This is a genomic window from Leifsonia sp. NPDC056824 (genome assembly GCF_042789575.1).
Classification (GTDB): domain Bacteria; phylum Actinomycetota; class Actinomycetes; order Actinomycetales; family Microbacteriaceae; genus Leifsonia.
This window is the reverse complement of record NZ_JBHUAV010000001.1, coordinates 954,635-975,034: the sequence shown is the minus strand read 5'-3', so window position 1 is coordinate 975,034 and position 20,400 is coordinate 954,635. Positions and strand designations below refer to the sequence as shown.

At 65.1% G+C, this 20,400-nt stretch carries 21 protein-coding genes; 15 read left to right on the top strand and 6 right to left on the bottom strand.

Translation table 11 applies throughout. The features are described 5' to 3' along the window. The first annotated feature begins 36 nt into the window (after positions 1-36). From ACFRFH_RS04775 to ACFRFH_RS04740, 8 genes are all read left to right on the top strand, one after another. Positions 37-1,074, top strand: a complete 1,038-nt coding sequence (locus ACFRFH_RS04775) for a LacI family DNA-binding transcriptional regulator (RefSeq protein ID WP_382461862.1) — start codon at positions 37-39, stop codon at positions 1,072-1,074. Between the two features lie 94 nt (positions 1,075-1,168). Beyond that, positions 1,169-2,119, top strand: a complete 951-nt coding sequence (locus ACFRFH_RS04770) for an ROK family protein (RefSeq protein WP_382461861.1) — start codon at positions 1,169-1,171, stop codon at positions 2,117-2,119. Continuing rightward, the gene (locus ACFRFH_RS04765; protein ID WP_382461860.1) at positions 2,116-3,906 is read left to right on the top strand and encodes a class I mannose-6-phosphate isomerase; all 1,791 of its coding nucleotides are present in this window, start codon (positions 2,116-2,118) and stop codon (positions 3,904-3,906) included. The genes ACFRFH_RS04770 and ACFRFH_RS04765 overlap by 4 nt, the downstream gene beginning before the upstream one ends. Before the next feature lie 226 nt (positions 3,907-4,132). Continuing rightward, positions 4,133-5,395 (top strand): ABC transporter substrate-binding protein, encoded by a 1,263-nt coding sequence (locus ACFRFH_RS04760; protein ID WP_382461859.1) that lies wholly within the window; start codon positions 4,133-4,135, stop codon positions 5,393-5,395. Positions 5,396-5,404: 9 nt separating this feature from the next. Next, the gene (locus ACFRFH_RS04755) at positions 5,405-6,274 is read left to right on the top strand and encodes a carbohydrate ABC transporter permease (RefSeq protein WP_382461858.1); all 870 of its coding nucleotides are present in this window, start codon (positions 5,405-5,407) and stop codon (positions 6,272-6,274) included. A gap of 10 nt (positions 6,275-6,284) precedes the next feature. Further along, complete coding sequence (locus ACFRFH_RS04750; RefSeq protein WP_382461857.1) at positions 6,285-7,100, top strand: carbohydrate ABC transporter permease; 816 nt, start codon at positions 6,285-6,287, stop codon at positions 7,098-7,100. Positions 7,101-7,120: 20 nt separating this feature from the next. Continuing rightward, positions 7,121-9,259 carry a hypothetical protein gene (locus tag ACFRFH_RS04745; protein WP_382461856.1) on the top strand — a complete coding sequence of 713 codons (2,139 nt, stop codon included), beginning with the start codon at positions 7,121-7,123 and terminating at the stop codon, positions 9,257-9,259. A 5-nt stretch (positions 9,260-9,264) separates the two neighbouring features. Continuing rightward, positions 9,265-10,410, top strand: coding sequence for an SGNH/GDSL hydrolase family protein (locus ACFRFH_RS04740; RefSeq protein WP_382461855.1), 1,146 nt, complete (start codon positions 9,265-9,267; stop codon positions 10,408-10,410). Positions 10,411-10,447: 37 nt separating this feature from the next. Here ACFRFH_RS04740 and ACFRFH_RS04735 read toward each other — a convergent pair whose 3' ends face one another. Continuing rightward, a complete protein-coding gene (locus ACFRFH_RS04735) occupies positions 10,448-10,663 on the bottom strand; it encodes a hypothetical protein (protein WP_382461854.1) in 216 nt (71 codons plus the stop codon). A gap of 205 nt (positions 10,664-10,868) precedes the next feature. Between ACFRFH_RS04735 and ACFRFH_RS04730 the strand changes: the two genes are divergently transcribed. Genes ACFRFH_RS04730 through ACFRFH_RS04720 form a run of 3 tightly spaced genes read left to right on the top strand, consistent with a single transcriptional unit; the run spans position 10,869 to position 11,967 of the window. Then, positions 10,869-11,522 (top strand): RNA polymerase sigma factor, encoded by a 654-nt coding sequence (locus ACFRFH_RS04730; protein WP_382461853.1) that lies wholly within the window; start codon positions 10,869-10,871, stop codon positions 11,520-11,522. Beyond that, positions 11,519-11,791: a hypothetical protein gene (locus ACFRFH_RS04725; protein WP_382462749.1), complete on the top strand. Its 273-nt coding sequence runs from the start codon at positions 11,519-11,521 to the stop codon at positions 11,789-11,791. The genes ACFRFH_RS04730 and ACFRFH_RS04725 overlap by 4 nt, the downstream gene beginning before the upstream one ends. Further along, a complete protein-coding gene (locus tag ACFRFH_RS04720) occupies positions 11,680-11,967 on the top strand; it encodes an N-acetyltransferase (protein ID WP_382461852.1) in 288 nt (95 codons plus the stop codon). Before ACFRFH_RS04725 ends, ACFRFH_RS04720 begins: the two co-directional genes overlap by 112 nt. Before the next feature lie 46 nt (positions 11,968-12,013). Here ACFRFH_RS04720 and ACFRFH_RS04715 read toward each other — a convergent pair whose 3' ends face one another. Then, a complete protein-coding gene (locus ACFRFH_RS04715) occupies positions 12,014-12,631 on the bottom strand; it encodes a TetR/AcrR family transcriptional regulator (RefSeq protein WP_382461851.1) in 618 nt (205 codons plus the stop codon). A gap of 166 nt (positions 12,632-12,797) precedes the next feature. On the opposite strand from ACFRFH_RS04715, the gene ACFRFH_RS04710 reads away from it, so the two are divergent. Both ACFRFH_RS04710 and ACFRFH_RS04705 read left to right on the top strand, forming a co-directional pair. Continuing rightward, positions 12,798-13,703, top strand: a complete 906-nt coding sequence (locus ACFRFH_RS04710; RefSeq protein WP_382461850.1) for a ferritin-like domain-containing protein — start codon at positions 12,798-12,800, stop codon at positions 13,701-13,703. 206 nt (positions 13,704-13,909) lie between these two features. Beyond that, positions 13,910-14,260, top strand: a complete 351-nt coding sequence (locus tag ACFRFH_RS04705; RefSeq protein ID WP_382461849.1) for a hypothetical protein — start codon at positions 13,910-13,912, stop codon at positions 14,258-14,260. Positions 14,261-14,282: 22 nt separating this feature from the next. Here the strand turns inward: ACFRFH_RS04705 and ACFRFH_RS04700 are convergent, their stop codons facing one another. Both ACFRFH_RS04700 and ACFRFH_RS04695 read right to left on the bottom strand, forming a co-directional pair. Beyond that, on the bottom strand, positions 14,283-14,861 hold the full coding sequence (locus ACFRFH_RS04700) for a uracil-DNA glycosylase family protein (protein WP_382461848.1): 579 nt from the start codon (positions 14,859-14,861) through the stop codon (positions 14,283-14,285). Positions 14,862-14,868: 7 nt separating this feature from the next. Further along, complete coding sequence (locus ACFRFH_RS04695; protein WP_382461847.1) at positions 14,869-15,321, bottom strand: GNAT family N-acetyltransferase; 453 nt, start codon at positions 15,319-15,321, stop codon at positions 14,869-14,871. A gap of 482 nt (positions 15,322-15,803) precedes the next feature. On the opposite strand from ACFRFH_RS04695, the gene ACFRFH_RS04690 reads away from it, so the two are divergent. Continuing rightward, positions 15,804-16,391 carry a TetR/AcrR family transcriptional regulator gene (locus tag ACFRFH_RS04690; protein WP_382461846.1) on the top strand — a complete coding sequence of 196 codons (588 nt, stop codon included), beginning with the start codon at positions 15,804-15,806 and terminating at the stop codon, positions 16,389-16,391. 168 nt (positions 16,392-16,559) lie between these two features. Further along, on the top strand, positions 16,560-17,789 hold the full coding sequence (locus ACFRFH_RS04685) for an MFS transporter (RefSeq protein WP_382461845.1): 1,230 nt from the start codon (positions 16,560-16,562) through the stop codon (positions 17,787-17,789). 472 nt (positions 17,790-18,261) lie between these two features. On the opposite strand, the gene ACFRFH_RS04680 is transcribed toward ACFRFH_RS04685, so the two are convergent. Both ACFRFH_RS04680 and tal read right to left on the bottom strand, forming a co-directional pair. Further along, the gene (locus ACFRFH_RS04680) at positions 18,262-18,924 is read right to left on the bottom strand and encodes a GntR family transcriptional regulator (RefSeq protein WP_382461844.1); all 663 of its coding nucleotides are present in this window, start codon (positions 18,922-18,924) and stop codon (positions 18,262-18,264) included. Between the two features lie 195 nt (positions 18,925-19,119). After that, positions 19,120-20,274 carry a transaldolase gene (gene tal / locus ACFRFH_RS04675; RefSeq protein WP_382461843.1) on the bottom strand — a complete coding sequence of 385 codons (1,155 nt, stop codon included), beginning with the start codon at positions 20,272-20,274 and terminating at the stop codon, positions 19,120-19,122. Between the last annotated feature and the right edge of the window lie 126 nt (positions 20,275-20,400).

The window sequence follows — 20,400 nt, the reverse complement described above, 5'->3', positions numbered from 1 at the left end:
CGCGCCACCTGACATCACCTGACCCGAGGAGCCACAATGCAGCACGTCGCTCAGGTCGGCGGTACTCGGCAGCCGACGGTCAAGGAGGTCGCGGAGCTTGCGGGCGTCAGTCCCATGACCGTCTCGCGGACTCTGGCCGGCGGCAAGAACGTGCGGCCCGAGGTGCAGGAGCGCGTCCTCGAAGCGGTGGCCGAACTCGGCTACCACCGGAACGAGAACGCGCGCAGCATTCGGCCGGGCCAGCCGAGCGGGCTCGTCGGCGTCGCGATCACCAACCTCGGCAATCCGTACTACGGCAACTTCGCGCTGGGGGTCGAAGAGGTCGCGTCCATGTACGGCCGGCGGATCGTTCTCGGGAACACGGGTGAGAACCCGGAGCGCGAGCGACAGCTCATCGCCGACTTCATCGGCCGCCAGGTCGAAGGCCTGATCGTCGTGCCGGCGGGCGACGACGCCGTCCACCTCCAGCCCGAGGCGCTGCGCGGCGTGCCGCTCGTCCTGGCTTCGCGGATGGTCGACGGAGTCGACGCGGACTCCGTGGTGCTCGACGACGTCGGCGGCGCGTACCGGGGAACGCGGGTCCTGCTGGAGGCCGGGCACACGCGGATCGCGTTCCTGGGAAACGTCAGCAGCGTCTTCACCGGTCGCCGCCGGTTCGAGGGCTACGCGCAGGCGCTGAGCGAGTCCGGCATCGAGGTGGACCCTCTCCTGGTCAGGCGGGACCAGCAGGACATCGGGACCGCCAAGGCGGCCACGAAAGAACTGCTCGACCTCGCGGATCCGCCGACCGCGGTGTTCAGCGCGAACAACCGGAACACGGTCGGCGCGCTCAAGGAGATCGGCGCGCGGATCGGAGCGGGGAGCGGCGCAGGTCTGTTGCCGTCGATCCTGAGCTTCGACGACTTCGAGCTGGCGGAGATGATGCCGGTGCCGGTCACCGTGGTCGATCACGACGCGCACGAGCTCGGGCGGGAGGCCGGCCGGCTGCTGTTCTCCCGGCTGTCGGGGGAACGGGACGATCCGGCGACGCGGCGGATCGAGATGCCGACCCTGGTCCGCACCGTTCGGGCGTAGCCGGAGGTCCCGCCGGATCATCGTGTCATGCGGCGCCGATCAAAATCTGGTAACGTTACCAACAACGGACAACGCGCAAGAGGAGAGGAGTGTCGTGCCGACCCTGGCTATCGATTTCGGTGGAACCACGATCAAACTCGGCCTCGTCGCCGACGGGTCCATCGCGGCGCACGCCGCCCTGCCGAACACCGGCGGGGGAGCCGACCTGGAGGGGGTCCGCGAGACCGCGCTCGGGCTGCTGACACGCCACTCGGGCGATGGCGCCGCGTTCTCCGCGGTCGGCATCGCGATGCCGGGTGTGGTCGCGCGGAGCGGCGCGCTCGTCGCCGCACACGACAAATACGGCTGGGCGATCGGCTACGACATCCGCGGCTGGGCCGAGGTTGCCTTCGGCGTTCCTGTCGTCGTCGAGAACGATGCGCGAGCCGCCCTGGTGGGCGAAGTGACGTCCGGCAGCGCCGCGGGCGCGACCGATGCGGCCCTCCTCATCCTGGGTACCGGCATCGGCACCGCCGCGATCATGGACGGGCGGTTGGTGCGCGGTGCGCACGGGCATGCGGGCATCCTGGGCGGCCATGTCACCGTCGAGCTCGACGGCCCCGCCTGCAACTGCGGGAACATCGGCTGCGCGGAGGCCGTCGCAAGCACTTGGGCTCTGGCCCGGGATGTCGCCGCCGGGCGATCCGGGAGCCTCTCCGGCCGCGATGGCCTGAGGGAACTGATCGAGGGGGCGGACGACCCTGACGCGTCCGCCCTCCTCGATCGCTACGTCCGCGCGTGGGGAGCCGCCACGGTCTCCCTCTGCCACGCCTACGACCCGGACGTCGTGGTGGTCACCGGCGGGGTGATGCGTGCCGCCGGCGTCATCCTCCCGCGGCTCGAGTCGTACGTGGACGCGCACCTCTGGTCCTCGTCCAACCGGCCGGCATTCGTCGTCCCGACCGCACCTGAGCACTCTGTCCTCCTCGGGCTTTCGGCGTTGGCTGACGGCCTCAACGATATGCAATCGGCCCCTTCGGGCTTTCTACGAACGGACCCTCGATGACCACGATCGACGCACGACCGAGAACCGGGTACGACAAACAGCCGTCCCTCGCCCTGCCTGAGGGCGCGAACGTCTGGACCGGCGCGGCCGCGTGGTCCGAGATCGATCGGTTCGCCCGCCTCGCGACGGCCGGCCGCTCACCCCTCGTCGTGATCGACTGCTACCCCGGGGTCGAGCTGGCCGAGCTGCTGGACGAGCTGCGCCGCACCCTGCCGGAGTACCAGGTCGTCGACGTCGAGGCAGAAGCCGCTCTCCCGAATGCGGCCGTCGAAGCCATCATCGAACGGAACCTCACCGACGACCGTGTCTTCGGCGTGATGAGTCACTTCGCCCTGGCCGAGTTCTACGACGCCGACCAACTGGAGGCGCTGGCGCAGAGGGTTCTCGGGTCGGACGTGCCGACGGTCCTCGTCGGCTGGGGTGCGAGTCTCGTGCCCGTCCAGGCGGACGTGATCGTGCTCGCGGACCTCGCCCGCTGGGAGATCCAGCAGCGGCAGCGCGAGGGCGCCACGAACTGGCGGGCCGGCAACGGAGGCGAGGATCCCCTCCGGAAGTACAAGCGCGGCTTCTTCGTCGAGTGGCGGGTCGCCGACCGGCACAAACGGACCCTTTTCGACCGCGTCGACTTCGTGCTGGACACGAACGCCGGAACCACGGACGCCAAGCTCATCACCGGGGCGGCGTTCCGCGAGACCCTCCGTTCTGCGACTGCGGGCCCGTTCCGGGTCGTCCCGTTCTTCGACCCCGGCGTGTGGGGCGGCCAATGGATGAAGCGGCGTCTCGACCTCGATCCCGCGAAGTCGAACTACGCCTGGTGCTTCGACTGCGTTCCGGAGGAGAACTCGCTCCTGCTGGAGGGGGCGGGCGGTGTCGTCGAGGTCCCCGCGCTCGATCTCGTCCTGATGCACCCGCGCGAACTGCTGGGCGAGAAGACCTTCGCCCGGTTCGGCGCCGAGTTCCCCATCCGGTTCGACTTCCTGGACACGATGGGCGGCGGCAACCTCTCGCTGCAGGTGCACCCGCTGACGGAGTACATCCAGGACACGTTCGGCATGCATTACACGCAGGACGAGAGCTACTACCTCCTCGACGCCGAAGACGACGCCGTCGTCTACCTCGGCCTGAAGACCGGCACGGAGCCGGCCGAGATGCTCGGCGCGCTCGACGACGCCTCGCGCGGGGTCGCGCCGTTCCTCGCCGAGGAGTTCGTCAACCGCATCCCGGCGAAGAAGCACGATCACTTCGCGATCCCGGCCGGGACGGTCCACGCGTCCGGCGCGAACTCGATGGTCCTGGAGATCTCGGCCACGCCGTTCATCTTCACCTTCAAGCTGTGGGACTGGGGGCGGGTCGGCCTCGACGGCCTGCCCAGGCCCATCCACCTCGAGCACGGCGGCCGGAACATCCAATGGGATCGCGACACCGAGTGGGTCTCCGAGCACCTGCTCGACCAGGTGGAGCTCGTCCGGGAAGGCGATGGCGTGCGCGAGGAGCGCACCGGCCTGCACGAGCTCGAGTTCATCGAGGTGCGCCGGCACTGGTTCCAGGACCACGCCGTCCACGACACGGAAGGCACCGTCAACGTGCTGAACCTGGTCGAGGGCGACGAGGTCGAGGTGGCGAGCCCCACGGGGGCCTTCGCTCCCTATGTCATCCACTACGCGGAGACGTTCATCGTCCCCGCGTCGGTGGGGCCTTACGTGATCCGCCGTACGGCGGACTCGATGTCCGAGAGCTTCGCGACGGTGAAGGCGTACGTCCGGGGCACGCGGACGAACGATGACTGAATGACTGACTGACACGACAACTCAATACCGGTAACTGCACCTGAAAACAGCAACAGCATCACACTCGCGTCCTTGCAGAGAAGTACCAACCCTGCTAGCTTGGCAAACGGTCTTGATAACGATACCAATTCGTTCGAGGCAACCACATACAATTGCCGAGGCCATCCCGGGGGCGCACCACGGCCGTGTCGCACACTCACCGCGACACACGAACAAGGGAGTTCACTTGAACACGAAACGAAAGATCGCTCTGATCGCCCCCCTCCTGGCGGTGAGCCTGCTCCTGGCAGCCTGCTCCGGCGGAGCCAACGCCGGCGGCTCCGCCACCGGAACGCTGAAGTTCTACACGGACAAGGCCGCCTGGAAGCCCCAGTTCCAGTCGCTGAACCCGACGTCGAAGAAGGACGTGAAGATCGACCTGGCGACGACGGGCTACTCCGACGAGAACCAGTACCAGGCGTTCGTCAAGCAGTCGTTCCGCACCCAGCAGAGCCCTGGGCTCTTCACCTGGTCGACGGGTGACAACCTCAAGCAGCTGGTCGACCAGAAGCTGGTCGCGGAGACCTCGGACATCTGGAAGCAGGCGATCGCCGACGGCAACGTCAGCAAGGACCTCGAGAAGTACTACACGTTCAAGGGCAAGCAGTACTGCGTCCCCATGAACATCGCGTACTGGGTCATGTACTACAACAAGACGATCTTCGACAAGTACGGCATCTCGAAGCCGACCTCCTGGAACGAGCTGATGGCCGACGCCGCGAAGCTCAAGCAGAACGGTGTGACGCCGTTCTACCAGACCAGCCAGCTGTTCACCTTCCCCTGGTTCGAAACCCTCGTGGCCGGCACCGACCCCGCGCTCTACAAGGGGCTCTCGGACGGCTCGGTCAAGTACACCGACCCGCGCATCGTCAAGATCATGGACGAGTGGCAGTCGCAGGAGAAGAAGGGCTGGTTCAGCGACGCCGGAAGCACCACCGATCCGGCGCAGATGCTCAAGCAGGGCGACGCGGCGATGATCAACTTCGGCACGTTCTTCGGAGCGTCGCTCGACGGTGTCGGCATGAAGGCGGGCACGGACTACGACTACTTCCTCATCCCGGCCGTGTCCTCCAAGGCGAGCCCGACGCCCGTCCCGGTCGAGACCGGCCCGCTGTGCGTCGCGGCGACGTCCAAGCAGAAGGACCTCGGTCTCAACTACTCGAAGTGGTGGATGACCGCCGGCGCGCAGACCGCATGGAGCAACGCGCGCGGCGACGTTCCGTTCAACCCGAAGGCCCAGGCGAAGGACGCGGGCCTCAAGGCTCTCGGCCAGACGGTCGCGAGCAGCAAGTACCAGCTCGTGACGCGCTACTTCGAGGCGGCGCCGACTCCGATCCTCAATGTCGCACTCGAGCAGTTCGGTGCGTTCGAAGCCAACCCCGGTGACCCGATGCCGTACCTGACGAAGATCCAGGACGCGGCGGACCAGTACTGGGCGACCCAGAAATAGTCCTCGACTGTGAAAAAAGAGCAATACAGGTGGGCCGCCCTGGGCTTCGTCGCCCCGGGCGCCCTCCTGGTCGCCGTCCTTCTCTACCTCCCGCTGCTGTGGACGCTGTTCCTCAGCTTCACGAACTACAACGGGCTCGCCGACCCGGCCTGGGTCGGTCTCGCCAACTACAAGCTGATGTTCGAGGACCCTGACTTCGTCGGGTCCATGATCAACACGCTGCTGTGGGTCGCGGGGACCCTCATCGTCCCCGTGGGACTCGGCCTCGTGCTGGCCCTGCTGACCTTCAACATGAAGGGCGGCGTCTGGCTGCGGGTCCCGTTCCTCATCCCGTATGCGATCTCCGGCATCGGCGTCGGTCTGATCTGGTCGTTCGTGCTGCAGAGCAATGGCGCACTCGACCAGGCCATGCACTTCTTCGGCGTGATGAGCACTCCCCGCTGGCTGCTCGACGCGCCGACGAACACCATTGTCATGATCCTCGCCGCAGCCTGGCAGGGCGTCGGTGTCAACGCGCTCCTCTTCACGATCGGTCTCCAGTCCATTCCCAAGGAGCCGTTGGAGGCCGCGAGACTCGACGGTGCGAACGGGTTCCGGCTGTTCGCCAACATCCTGTGGCCGATGCTCCGCCCCCTGACCACCGTCGTCATCGGTCTCTCGATCGTCGCCAGCCTCAAGACGTTCGACATCGTGCTCGGAATGACCAAGGGCGGGCCTGGACGCATCTCGGAGACGCTCGCCCTCACCATGTACAAGGACACCTTCGTCAACAGCCAATACGGCCTCGGATCGGCGATCGCCGTGTTCCTCACCGTCGTCACGCTGGTCGCGTCGATCCTCTATCTGCGCCAGCAGTTGTCCCAGAAGAACGCGATCTAGGAGCGTCGAGATGGTTTCCCGTATCACGAAGACGTCGCTGCTGGTGCTCGTCGGCATCGTCTGGCTGCTCCCGGTCTACCTGTTGGTCATCAACGCGGCCAAGTCGCCGGAGTCGTACGATTCGCGGCAGTCGTGGATCCCGAACGGCATGTCCCTGATCCCGAACATCATCCAGGCGTGGAACCTGAGCAACCTCGGGGACAGCCTCCTCAGCACCACGGTCTACAGCCTCGTCTCGCCGGCGATCGCCGTGATCGTCGGCGCAGCGGTCGGGTTCGCGATCGTCGCTCTCGGGCTCCGCCACGGCTTCTGGTGGTTCGTGTTCATCTTCGGCGGCACGGTGTTCCCGCTCCAGATGGTGCTGCTGCCGTTGTTCGACGGGTACTCCCGGACGGGGCTCTTCGACACGCAGACCGGCATGATCATCGTGTACACGGCGATCTCGATCCCGTTCGCCGCCTTCGTCATGCGCAACTTCTTCACCGGGATCGCGCACAACGTCTTCGAGGCCGCGGTGATCGACGGAGCCTCCACGGTCCGCATCTTCTTCCGGGTGTACGTGCCGATGGCATCGAGCGCCCTGGTCGCCGTGTTCATCCTGCAGGCGACGTTCATCTGGAACGACCTCCTGCTCGGGCTCACCCTGAGCCAGTCGGACAACGTGCGGCCGATCGTGACCACACTGAGCGGTATGCAGAGCACTTACGGCGGGGCACAGCTCTCCACCGTTCTCGCCGCCGGACTCGTGATCTCGCTGCCGACGGTCGTCCTCTTCCTCTTCACCCAGAAGTTCTTCTCCCGGGGCCTCGCGCTCGGGCAGTACTAGTCACCCGATTCGGAGTCAGCATGACGAAGACGATCCCCTCCGTCGAAGACCTGGCGGCGGATGAGATCTCCCACCACTACGACGACATGGTCGCGCCGGCGGGTCTCACCAATTTCCTCGGAACCACGGCGGTCGGGCACGACCTGACCGGGATCTACGCCGTGACGTTCCCTCCGGTCTCCCAGGGACTCGCATCGACTGCCGTCCTCTTCGTGGACGGCAGGGTCTTCGAGTCGTTCGGCGTCCCGGTGGCCCACACCTGGCGGCCCGACCGCGTCGTCCGCCGAGCAGTCCTCGGCGACCTCTCGATCGAGACGACGACAGTGTGCGTGCCGGGTGAGACCGCTGTCGCGATCGACGTGCGGGTGACGAACACGTCGTCCGAATCGCGTCCGGTGAGGTTCGCCCTCGCCGTGAACGCGCGAGCGGTGAGCGCCGAGGGGCAGTGGCCGAACGCCGAGGCGCCCAGCGTGCGCAACACTCTCGAGACCGACGAAGCCCGGGTGAGGCTGACGTTCTGCGACGACGAGGCGCGAGCGTGGAGCGTGCAGGGCCTCGACCGGGCGGGTCAGGTCAGGCGGAGCGCCGTCCCGCCGACCCCTGTCGACGAGTTCGAGGTCGGGATCGGCGGCGCCGGTCGCGGTGGGGAGCTCGAGACCGAGTTGCTGATCGCCGCCGGAGCGACGGAACGATTCGGCTACGTCCACGCCGTCGGCACGACACGGGAGGCGGCCGAGGGCGCCTTCGATCGTGTCGCGGAGGACGTTCCCGCAGCCGTCGCCGCGTCGGAGACCTTCTGGAACGGCCAGCTCGAGGCGATCTTCACGCCCGGCAACACCGAGTACTCCGGCCACCTCCCGCAGCTCCACACCGAGTCCGACACCCTGCGCCGCCTCTACTGGTGGGGCGCGCTCGGTGTGATCTGGTTCCGCCGCGACTTCGCGGGCAACGTGCTCGGGCGCTCCTACGACACCCTCATGCCGAACTACTGGTCCACGACCACCTTCATCTGGGACTACAGCCTCAGTTCACTCGTGCACGCCCTGCTCGACCCCGCCGAGATGCGCAGCCAGCTGCGGCACTGGATCGAGACCGACATCCACGCGTACTTCGGAACGTCCTCCCTCACGGGTGGGGGCGTCGGCCGGTGGTACTCGGTCAACGACTATGCGATGACCCGGCTGGTGAGCGACTACCTCCGTTACAACCGCGACGACGCCTTCCTCGGCGAGAGGATCGGTGCCGCGGGCGCCGCTGCGCTCCCGGTCTCCGACCATGTCGTCGACTGGGCCGAGGCCTGGATGGCATTGCGGTCCGGGTCGAAGCTCGCCGACTACGGTGAAATCGACAACCTGCTCGAATGCGTCAGCTCGTACACGCACGAGGTCGCAAGCCTCAACGCGGCGAACGTGTGGAATCTCCGGACCGCCGCCGAGATCCACGCACACCTCGGCGACCACGAGCGGTCCGGGCGACTCGCCGCCGCTGCGGCCGAGCTGCTCCCCGACGTCGCCGGACTGTACGTGGACGGCTCCGGGCACTTCGCCGCCGGCCAGCCGGACGGCACGCGCATCCCGGTGAAGCACTGCTACGACTTCAACATCGTCGGGACCACCATCGCCGATGACCTGGACGAGTCGACGCGCTCCGAGATGGTCCGCTTCTTCCAGCACGACCTGCAGACGCCGAACTGGATGCGTGCGCTCTCGCCCTGGGATCCCGACGCGAGTTTCAGCGTGCGTCCTGACCACCAGTGGAACGGCGCGTATCCCGCGTGGCCGGCCGACGCCGCCCGTTCGCTCATCGCACTCGGTGCTCCGGACGTCGCCCTCGAGTGGCTGCACGGCCTGGTCCGATCGACGAACCAGGGGCCGGCCGGGCAGGCGCACTTCGTGGAGGAAGCCGAGCCGGCCATCCACGGAGGAGCGCGAAAGGCACCGCCGCAGCTGCCGTACATCAACGACTGGGCGTGCTCGTCATCGGGTGCCTGGGTCGACCTCGTGCTCACCTCGATCTTCGGGGTCGCCGTCGCTATCGACGGCACCGTGAGCGCCGACGGCTGCGTCGCGCAGCTCGACCCGACCGCGACGCTCTCGGGCTTCCGGGTGGGAGACGCGTCCTACCGGATCGACTCCGCGGGGAAGGTCGAACAGGAGTGATCCGGGTGCCCCTGGTCGACGGCCCGGTGGAGCTCCGCGGAGCCGTCCGCGTCGAACGCACCGAGCGTGGAGTGCTGCCCAAACGGCTGAGCGTCGAGTCGGAGCGCCAGATCCCCGACGACTTCATGCGGGCGTCCGTCTCCCAGTGCGCCGGCATCCGCCTCGCCTTCCGCACCACCGCCACGCGGATCGAACTGCGTGTGCTCGCGACCAAGCTCATCGAGAGCGAGATCGCCCCCATGCCGCCGGCGCACTACGAACTGTGCGTGGACGGGGAGCTCTTCCAGCGCCGGTCGTCCACGGCGGGCAACCGCCTCGTGTTCACCTTCGAGAAGCCGGACGCCTACCTGGTGCCCGGTGAGCCGGACACGCTGCGGTTCGAATCACTCCCGCCGCACGAGAAGGACATCGAGCTCTGGCTCCCGTACACCGACGAGGTGGAGCTCCTCGAGCTGCGGACCGACGCCCCGGTGACCGGCCCGGCGCCTGCGGAAGGACTGCGCTGGCTCCATCACGGTAGCTCGATCAGTCACGGATACGTGGCGTCGAGCACCACCGCCACCTGGCCGGTCGCAGCGGCCCAGGCGGCGCACGCGGAACTGACGAGCGTCGCCTTCTCGGGCAACGCCATGCTCGACCAGTTGACCGCACGCACGATGCGCGATGTGCCGGCTGACTTCATCAGCCTCAAGGTCGGCATCAACCTGGTCAACGCCGACGCGATGCGGATGCGCGTGTTCACGACCGCCGTCCACGGTTTTCTCGACACCATCCGTGACGGCCATCCGGCGACGCCCCTCCTCGTCGTCTCCCCGATCTTCTGCGGCCCGGTCGAAGATGCCGCCGGGCCGACGATCCAGGACCCGGCGCGCACCGAGCCATGGACGACGACCGCGGGGACCGTCGAGGAGGCTGCGGCCGGCAAGCTGAGCCTGACCGGCATCCGCGCCGAGCTGTCCCGCATCGTGGAACAGCGTCGCGAGTGGGACCCCGCGATCCACTACCTGAACGGCCTGGAACTTTACGGCGCCGCGGATGCCGAGACGATGCCGATGCCGGACAACCTGCATCCGGGCGACGACGTGCAGGCCCTGATGGCCGCCCGCTTCGTGGAGCTCGTGTTCGACGCGGACCTCTGCGGCCTGAAGTAGTTGCGGGCGCGGTCGTAACAGGTCGGCAGTGCGTCCGTCACTCGACGTAGCCCGGCTGGCTGATCTCGTGCTTGTCGAGGTACTCATTCACGGCGTACTCGAGAATCGAGACCCAGTCCGTACCTTCGGTCTCCTTCGGTTCCGGCGCGTACGGCAGCTCGAGATCGAAAACGGGCAAGCCCTCGCTTCCGAGCGGAGTGACGCACCGTAGTGTGCCCACCGCGTCGCCGGTGTCGAGGATGTGTTCCGGCATGGTTTCTCCCGGGTGAAGGATTTAATCGAAATAAACGGCCTATTCCGTCCAGTATCTAACGTCGCGATCTGAGTGTCCATCTGCGTCATAGCCGAGAAAGTCCCCAAAGACGCACATTGTTGGCCCGCGCACAACCGTTGTGGAAGCGCATCTGGCGACTTATTCTGGACGAAATAGTTCCGTAGATCGAATGGGGTCCACCAGCATGGACAAAGACTCATCCTCGTGGGTGACCGCGTTGAGCGGTCAGAGCGCTGAGTGTCGCGCCGCGCAGTCCCGCCTCCATGAGCTGCTGCTCAAGGTCGGTCTGAAGGAGGCGTACCGGCGCGGCCCGGCAGCCCGCATTGGCGGTCCGGAGCTCGACGACATCGCCCATCAAGCCGCAGACGACGCAATGGTCGCCCTGCTCGAGAAGCTCCCGACATTCCGTGGCGAGAGCCGCTTCACGACATGGGCATATCGTTTTGTCGTTCTCGAGATCGCAAGCAAGTTCGGCCGCCACTTCTGGCGCCGCCCGACGGTAGCGATGGAAGCTGAGGACTGGGACCGATTGCCCGAACGATACGGTGCGGCGGATCCGCTGGCCCACGCACAGCATCGGGACCTGATCGAGGCCGTACAACGGGCTGTCGACACGCTGACCGACCATCAACGCCGTTTGTTCGTCGCGGTTGTCGTCAACGAGGTCTCCATCGATGCGATGTCCGCCCGGTCCGGCTCCACGCCCGGCGCGATCTACAAGACGATCTTCGACGCACGTCGTAAAGTGCGTGCGTACCTCACTGCTCATGGTTATCTGGACGGGCAGTCGCGGGTGGACCGTATGACGCAGCAACGGGTAGGGGTTGAACGAGCGTGAGCGGCACGCCGGAGTGGATCGAACGGCTTCTGGCCGCGGACCCACGCGATGTCGGATGCGACGAGGTGATGGCGGTTATGCACGTCTATGTCGACCGGCGGGCTGCCGGACTCGATCCGGAAGAGCGGTATGTCGGAGTCACATCGCATCTCGATTCGTGCGGCGCCTGTGCGGAAAGTGTCCGCGGCCTGCTTGCGGCGGTCGTGGACGCCGATCTCCAGAACGGTATGGACACGTCCGCGCCGGGTCGTGCGCCCCTGGCCGAGTGAGAGGCAAAGGAGTCGCCACGGAGTTCATCGGACGGGTCCTGGACGAGCTGCGCCACAACGGTCGACTGGTCACGGTCTATTGCCCGTTGGTGCGTTCGTTCATCGACAGCCACCCGCAGTACGCGGACATGGTCGATCGTGAGCACCCGGGCCTGCCGTCTCACGCGGAGGGATGAGAGCGCGGGCGATCGAGGAGGAGGTCCTTTCGGGGACGTCGCGCACTCACGCGGCGTACATTCGGAGCAGGCCGATCGCGCTATTGAGCGAGGCCTGCAAAGGCATCACATCCCTCCAGGTCTGACACAACAGGAAACCGCCTTGGAGGCCGGCCAGAAGCGCGGTGGCGAGGAATTTGTTGTTCGCTTCCGGTCGAATCAGTCCCAGGTCCTTCATGCGCTGAACTGCGTCCATCAAAGCGAGCTCCCACCGCTGAAAGCTCCGAATGAGCAACGCCCGAGTGAGGTCGTCGCAGTCCACGAGCTCGCGTGCAAGGGAGCCGAGGGGGCAGCCGCCGATGCACTCCGCATCCCGTTGCGCATCAACGATGAAGTCGCGCCAGTCGTCCCAGCTTTCCCAGCCGGAGACAGTGGAGAGAAACGGATCGTAGGCGCTGAGAATACGCTCGGTGTGCGACTCGATCACGGTCCGAACAAGTTCGGCTTTGTCGTGGAAATAGTGGTAGATCTGCGACTTGCCGACTCCCGCGGCCTCGCAGACGGTCTCGACAGTCGTGCCGGCGACACCATCCTGGAACATCAGAGACGCAGCGACCTCGACGATCTTCGCGCGCGTCCGCTCGCCCTTCACCGTCAACGAACGGGCAGCTGTGGTCTCGGTCACTTTTCCTCCTGATTCTGGACTCGACATTCCATTTGCGTCTCGGTGTCGAACGACTCTTACGAAGACCTCGACTGGACCGAAATCTTCGGCGCCAGTACGAAAGGTCGACGGGCCTGGCGACGCTAACGGGTGACCGTCATCCGTATGAACGAAAGAAGGGTCTGACATGTCCGACAACCACTTCCTCGAAGACGCGATCAATCGAAGCGGGGAGACGAGCGCCGACCGCGCCGCCCTTGCGGGCATGGTTACGGCTGCGGGAACCGACGACGCGGCCGCTACGACGCCGGAGATCAGCGACGGCTCGATCCTGAACTTCGCGCTGAACCTCGAGTACCTGGAAGCCGAGTTCTACCTGCGTGCGAGCGGCATGACGTTGCCGGACGAGCTGACGACCGGTACCGGCACGCGCGGCGAGGTGACCGGGGGGCGCCCGGTGCCGTTCAAGAGCCGTGTAATCCGGAGGATCGCTGCGGAGATCGCCGGAGACGAGCGCGCGCACGTCGTCTTCCTGCGCAACGCGCTGGGCAACGCGGCGGTTTCCCGCCCGGCGATCTCCCTCGACGAAAGCTTCACTGCAGCTGCTCTCGCCGCCGGGCTCATCAAGCCGGGGGAGACCTTCGACGCGTACGCCAACGACCTCAACTTCCTGTTCGCCGCCTTCCTGTTCGAGGACGTCGGCGTCACCGCCTTCAAGGGCGCGGCACCGTTCATCACCAACAAGACCTACCTCGACGCCGCGGCAGGGCTCCTCGCCACCGAGGCGTACCACGCAGGCATCGTCCGCACGTCCCTCTACAACGAGGGCATGATCGACGACACCGTCTTCAACGCGGTCGAGAAGATCTCGAATGTGCGCGGCGCCGTCGATGGTGTCGGATACGACGACCAGAGCATCGGAGACTCCGAAACGCTCAACCTGGTCCCCAACGACGCTGAAGGGCGCGCGTACGGCCGTTCCCCCGAGCACATCCTGAACATCGTGTACCTGACCGGCGACCGCGCCACATCGGGCGGCTTCTACCCGAACGGCCTCAATGGCGACCTCCGCGAGAGCGGGCAGACGGCCTAGATCGCGACCGCGTTCATCTCCTGCGTACACTCCAGTGACCACACGACGCGTGATTCTCGCCGCCGGAGGTTTCTGGGGTGCGCAGGAGATGCTCCGGCGCCCGGCTGGAGTAATCGCCACCCATTCGGCTACACCTGTCACTAGGTCCGTCCCGACTGGGTGTTAGGCCCGGCCCGGATCGCGGGTGGAGCTGCGACGGAGGAGCAATGAAAAACACGAAGCCCAAGAATCCGCATACCTTCCCGGTGATGGACGGTGCCGGCCCAGCGCCGCGGGCAGACCAGATCGCAGGCATCGTGCAGCGGGTCTGGGCCGATTCGATGGTGTACCACCAGGATGTCGAGACGCTCCTCAGGGAGTGGCTCGGCGTCGAAGGATGCGTCGTCCGCGACGAGGAGTTCGCGGCCTTGCTGGCGAAGGCTCGAGGTGAATTCGCGAGAGTGGCCACCAGTTCAGAGGAGGGCGAGGCTCCGCACTGCCCCGCGCACGACCTTGTCGAATGCCTCTACTGGGACGTGCAGAAGTTGGAGCGTCGCGGGGCCGCCGGCCTGGGATGAGCAGGAGTCGTGTGCGGTCGCCTCAGCGAATCGCGGCGGCGACACTGTGCCTGATCGCCGGGATCACATCCGATTCGAACCAGCGGTTGCGCGCCTGCCATCGGAAATTCAGCGGCGAGGGGTGGACGAGCGGCAGGAATTCGGGCAAGTACTCCCGGAACGCGTAGACCGTCTCTGTCAAGTTCCGCTTCGCTCGCCCGCCCAAATAGTGGTGTTGCGCGTACGTGCCGATCAAGACCGTAAGCCGGATGTCGGGCATGAGTTCGAGCAAAGGCACATGCCAGCGTTCCGCGAACCCTCGACGCGGGGGGAGGTCGCCACTCGTTCCCTTACCGGGGTAGTAGAAGTCCATCGGGAGGAGCGCGAACAGGTTGGGGTCTCGGAACTCTTCCTCCGAGACGCCGAGCCAGTTCATGAGGGTTATCCCGCTGGCGTCGTTCCATGCGATGCCTGACTCCTGAGCTCGACGACCGGGCGCCTGGCCGATGATCGCGATTCGGGCGCGTGGCCCGGCCGCGTAAAGCGGGAGGTATCCCAGGTCATGTGCCCAGGCATTCTCCGCGGCTGTGATGAGTGCTGTGTTTATGCTCTCGAAACTCACTCGAGCATCACAGCCGGCCGGTGTTCTTCACACCAGGGTTCTCAGGATCCACCAGCGATTCGAACTCGGGATGACTGTCGATGAAAGTACGGACAATCGGACAGATGATCGTCACCGTCTTCTTCTCTGTTTTCACGTCCTCGAGAATCCGCCGGATCATCTCCGTCGCAACGCCCTGGTTGCGGAACTCCGGGTAGACCGACGCCGCAAGAAGCACAATTCGATTGCCCTGCAGGGAGTACGTCACACCGCCGATTTCGGTATCTCCGACGAATGCGATGTAAACGCTGTTCTCGTTGTCATCGACCAACGCGAAGTCGAATCCCGGTTTCGACTCCTCATCGAGGACCTCGTCGATGAGAACCTTTTGGTCTTGACTCAGGGTGCCGACGCCGTCCGGGTAGCCGGCGGTGTCGGGGTACTCGAAGTCGTAACGGGCTGGCTCGAATGTTCCAGACATGGGGTGTTCCTTTCAGTAGGGTGATCCGCGGCTCAGGTCGAATCCCCGTCATGTGCCGAATGGTCCTCGACATACCCATGAGCGGTCAAGTAGGCGCGAATCTTACGACGCGCATCGAACACCGTCTTGTAGATCGCGCCTCGATCGGAGCCGGATTCGGCTACGACGGAACGATTTCGTCCATATAGAAATCAGGCCAGATCGTTCGCTCGGTGCAAAACTGGGACCAAAGGGACGAAATGCCACTGGCGGGACGCTAATACCTGGGTTAGACTGGACGATATGGTTCCAGGACGTCGTCGCACCTGATCCAGCGACTGCGCCGAACGGTGACCGTTGGCGACTGCGGCGCTGCCCTCGGCAACGATCCTTGTCAGATTTATGCGGGCGGCCGGCCGTAGGATGACGTCGTGGAGGAGAGCTCGGGGACAGGCGCAGTCACGCGCTTGACGACTCGTGGCATCAGGACGAGGTCGAAGATCGTGTCGACCGCAGCCGACCTGATACGCGTGCGCGGAGTCGGAGGAACGACCCTCGATGATGTCGTGTCCACGAGCAAGGTGAGCAAGTCACAGCTGTACCGCCATTTCGAGGACAAGCCTGCTCTTGTGCGGGCGGTGATCGAATACGTCGGTGACCGGAAGATCGACGGTGAGCGGGAGCGGCTCGAGAACGTCCGCACGTTCGCCGGGTTGAGACGGTGGCGCGACGCGATCGTCGAAACGAATGCGTTGCAAGACGGTCGCTACGGCTGCGCTCTGGGATCGTTGGCGAACGAGGTGGCCGACAACGATTGGGTCGCACGGCTCAAACTGAACGAGTTGTTCGACGCCTGGATAGAGCTTTTCCGTGTTGTGCTCCGGCGCTTTCAGGAAGAACGGATCATTCCGCCCTCCGTCGACGTCGAACAGCTCGCGATCGGATTCGTCGCCGCCGTCCAGGGCGGCTATCTGCTGGCTCAGACCGCACGAGACGTGGCGCCGATGGCCTCGGCCATCGACATGGCGATAGCCCATCTCGAACTGCTTTCGCGCGTGAACGAAGACACCCTCAACGAGCTGCTCGCCTGATCTCGGCTGCCCGGCTGCCCGGCTGCGCGAGGAAGCAGTCAGGTCCTGATCGAACTCGTCCGGTCCACGAGGTAAGACCGAGCACTCGCGCGACGCCAACGGTCGAGCTTTCGCCACTTGGGGCACGAGTAGAAGGAGCCGAACGATGAGCCTTACGACCGCGATCCAATGAACGCAAGTACAACCGTCGCGGACATCGAAGGGCCGGCCGTCCGGCTTCGATTCGCTTTCGCCGCAGCGATCATCGCCCTGATCGCCACGTTCGCCACAGTGGGGTCCACTGTGCCGCTCTTCAACGTCTACCGAGCTCAGGATGGGTTCACCAACGCAGGAATATCGGTCGCCGTCGTCGTCTATTCGGCTGCGACGCTCACCACTCTGCTCGTGCTCGGCCGGTTGTCCAACCACGTCGGCCGTCGTCCGATCTCGATCGCCAGCCTGAGCCTGCTCCTGCTCGGGTGCGTGCTGCTGCTCAACGTTCACGATCTCGGGATTCTCGTCACTGGACGGCTGCTCCTCGGTCTCGGCGCAGGACTTGCAAGCAGCAGCGTGACCTCCTACATCGTCGATACCGCGCCGGCAAAGCCGGCGTGGCTCGCCTCCGTCGCATCGAGCCAGACAGTGATGCTCGGCCTCGCCGTCGGCGCGGTAGCCTCGGGTGCGCTGGTGCAATTCGGGCCGTGGCCGCGGCAGCTGATCTACCTCGTCGACGTCGTCGCGCTCCTCGTCTCCATTGTGCTCATCGTGCTCAGCCCGGAAACAGTGAGTCGAAAGCCGGGCGCACGACGCTCGATGATGCCGAGTGTGCGCGTGCCACAGCGCGTACGGCACCTGATTCCGATCACTGCGGCGGTGCTGCTCTCAACCTGGTCGGTCGGCGCGTTCTACCAAGCGTTCGTGCCGGCATTGGTGGAGAACCAGCTTCACACGGCCAGCCCTCTCATCCTCGGGTTGGTGTTCGCGGCGTACATGGCGCCGAGCGCGTTCGGCGCACCGCTCGGCAGCCGATTCGCACCCGCGACCGCCCAACGACTCGGGATGGCCGTGTTTCTGATCGGCATCATCGGGGTCATCTCCGCCATCGCCACAGGGGCGCTGCCGTTGTTCATCGCATCCACGGTCATCGCGGGCGCATCGCAAGGAATCGCAATCAGCGCGGCGACGCGAGGATTGTTGTCGGGAAGCACCATCGATGATCGGGCACCGACTTTCAGTGTCATCTATCTCATCAGCTACAGCGGGGCGACCGTACCGGCATTGATTGCCGGACAGCTCACCAGTGTCCTGTCCCTGTCGCAGATCGTGCTCGGATATGGTGCGTTCGCGTTGATCGCCACTGTGTGGACCCTACTCGGCGCCAGAAATCCACATCCCGCTGGATCGTTTGAGGCGCTGTGAACTGCAGTGGGCTCAGCGCCGCTTCGTGAGCCGCCGCCAGACAGTGCCGATGCCGGACCTCGGTGCGCTCCGTCTGTCGTCGGAGCTCCTCCGCTCGTCCGCGATCGTGGGCCGTTCAGGGACGAATTCGACGTGACCGCAGTGATTGCAGTCATTCGTGAACTGGTGGACCGCTAAACCGATGCCGTAGTACGGGTTCCGCTCCGTCTTCATCCGATGGCCACAACGAGGACAACGCTTCACGGGTGGATTTCCTTTGAGCGTGAGGCTGCGTTGGGAGGGCCCCGGCAACCCGAATGCCGGAGCCCCGCTCGGGCGGCCATGCCACACCAAGCGGCGCGCCATGGGGGATGACGCGCCACAATAAGGATACTGAAATTGGAACAACAATCAAAATTGATGGGTCAATAAAAATTCGGAGACCGCGTAGCGTCGTTGCGCAGGCGTCAACTCAGTGGAGTCGAAAGAGAGTTCAGGCTGCGGATTCGAAGGGATTTCCACCGAACAGGCGCCGAGTCGCAATTTCGACTGCCTCCGGGGATCCGGCTTCCCACGCACTGAGCAGGCGATGGTGGTGTTCGGTGAGTGCGACCCACGCAATGGGCTTCGTCTTGAGCGCTACCAGGACTTTGTAGCCGAGTGAGCGTGCCGAATGGTCGACCGCCTCGAGAAGGCTCCGATTCGGGCAGATGGCCCTGACCTCGAGGTAATAGTCGGTCATCCGAGCCGCATACGTGTCCATATTGTGCTCGTCGATGCCGGTTAGGGCATCGCGTAATCGGGCCACCACGCCTGCACGCTGATCGGCGTCCGCGACCCGAATGGAGGCATTCGTTACGCCGGCAATGAGGACTCCGACGGCTTCGAGATACTGCTCGGCCTCTTCGGATCGAGGCTTCACTACTCGAGTGTGTGCTTGAGGGGCGGTCTCAACGAAACCTTCCAGGGTCAGGGCGAAGAGCGCCTGCCGGATCGGAGTTCGTGAGATGCCGAGCCAACGCTGCAGCTCTGCATCGTCGAGTTGCTCGCCGGGCTCCAGGACGCCGGCGAGGATCGCGTCTCTGATCGCGTCATGAGCCTGATCGCGGATGAGGCGGCGAGGGCCACTCGACTCCAAGCCGTTGAACACTGACACGCTGCCTCCCGCAGCTGAGTTGTCTCCGCTTCGGGTAGCGGACTGCAGACCAACCCAGAACCATTCAAGAGTGCCCGAATAGTGCCCAAGTTTCAAAGCGAGGGCATCTGCTCCGAAGTGCACGGGAGCGAGACGGGGATTCGCAGGCACGGGTTCCGTGTGACGCCGAATCAGCATCCACGACCATCGGCACCACTAGAGCGAGCGTTGCAGTGCTTTCGAGACCGTTGCGGTGAGTTTCCGCCACGAGTCCTCGAACTTCGCGACACCGTCAGCGAGCAGCCTGTCGGTGACGTTCTCATACGATATGCCGACAGCCTTCAGGCGTTGGAATGTGTCGACAGCACCCGCGTAGCCAGCGGTGATCGAGTTCGCGCTCACCGCTCCATGATCGGCGAAAGCCGCCAATGTCGCCGGCGGCATCGTGATGATCGTCTCAGGAGCGATGAGCTCGTCGATGTAATAGGTGTCGGCGAGGTCGGGGTTCTTGACGCCGGTCGACGCCCATAGCAGGCGCTGGATGTGCGCGCCGCGTGCGAGAAGACGCTGCGCGCGCGGAGTCGCGAACTCCTGCTGATAGACCCGGTAGGCCAGTCGTGCGTTCGCAACGCCGACTGTTCCGCGGAGTTCTGCGGCGTCAGGGGTCTCCAGGCCGCTGAGCCGGCCATCGACTTCGGCGTCGACGCGGGAGACGAAGAAGGACGCGACGGAGTGGATGCGGGTGATGTCGTGCCCGGCCAGTTGGGCCCGCTCCAGGCCGGAAAGGTACGCGCGGATCACGAGACGGTAGACGTCGACGCTGAACAAGAGCGTGACGTTGACGCTGATACCCGATGCGGTTGCCTCGGCGATCGCCTCGATGCCTTCGGGGGTGGCGGGGATCTTGATCATGAGGTTCGGTTGGTTGATAGTCGTCCAGAGGTCGGTCGCCTGCTCGAAGCTCAGATGTGCGTTGAACGCCAGTGCAGGTTCGACCTCCACAGACACTCGACCGTCGTATCCATTGGTTCGTCTGTAGGTCGGTTCGAGTAATCGGGCGGCGTCGGTGATGTCCGATCTGATCAGAGCGTGGATGGCCTCGTCCACTGTCGCACTCTGGCGGGCGAGCGTCCGGAGTTGGGGGTCGTAGGCGTCGGTACCGCTGAGCGCGGATGCGAAGATCGTCGGATTGGTCGTGACCCCGACGACATTGCGCGTGGCGATCAGTGTCCGGAGTTCGCCGGATGCCACGGCGTCGCGCGAGAGGTTGTCCAGCCAGATCGACACGCCGGCGCGGCTGAGTGCCTCGGTGTTCGGGCTCGGCTCGATCCCAGCTGCGCGGTTCTGCTCGAAGCTCTCGGTTGAGTTCATTGCTGCACCTCTCAGCGCGTGGTTTCAGGGTGAGGCTGCAAGGGACATCACGCCGATGCTCCCAACGCGGTTAATTCCTAGTCGTACTGGACTGGAATATCGAGTACAGAACGAGATGCGTGGTCG

Bases quoted from the DNA above. Each gene is read 5' to 3' on its own strand.
- ACFRFH_RS04775 (WP_382461862.1), top strand. From the start codon at position 37: ATGCAGCACGTCGCTCAGGTCGGCGGTACTCGGCAGCCGACGGTCAAG.
- ACFRFH_RS04765 (WP_382461860.1), top strand. From the start codon at position 2,116: ATGACCACGATCGACGCACGACCGAGAACCGGGTACGACAAACAGCCG.
- ACFRFH_RS04750 (WP_382461857.1), top strand. From the start codon at position 6,285: ATGGTTTCCCGTATCACGAAGACGTCGCTGCTGGTGCTCGTCGGCATC.
- ACFRFH_RS04745 (WP_382461856.1), top strand. From the start codon at position 7,121: ATGACGAAGACGATCCCCTCCGTCGAAGACCTGGCGGCGGATGAGATC.
- ACFRFH_RS04735 (WP_382461854.1), bottom strand. From the start codon at position 10,663: ATGCCGGAACACATCCTCGACACCGGCGACGCGGTGGGCACACTACGG.
- ACFRFH_RS04730 (WP_382461853.1), top strand. From the start codon at position 10,869: ATGGACAAAGACTCATCCTCGTGGGTGACCGCGTTGAGCGGTCAGAGC.
- ACFRFH_RS04710 (WP_382461850.1), top strand. From the start codon at position 12,798: ATGTCCGACAACCACTTCCTCGAAGACGCGATCAATCGAAGCGGGGAG.
- ACFRFH_RS04705 (WP_382461849.1), top strand. From the start codon at position 13,910: ATGAAAAACACGAAGCCCAAGAATCCGCATACCTTCCCGGTGATGGAC.
- ACFRFH_RS04695 (WP_382461847.1), bottom strand. From the start codon at position 15,321: ATGTCTGGAACATTCGAGCCAGCCCGTTACGACTTCGAGTACCCCGAC.
- ACFRFH_RS04685 (WP_382461845.1), top strand. From the start codon at position 16,560: ATGAACGCAAGTACAACCGTCGCGGACATCGAAGGGCCGGCCGTCCGG.
- tal (WP_382461843.1), bottom strand. From the start codon at position 20,274: ATGAACTCAACCGAGAGCTTCGAGCAGAACCGCGCAGCTGGGATCGAG.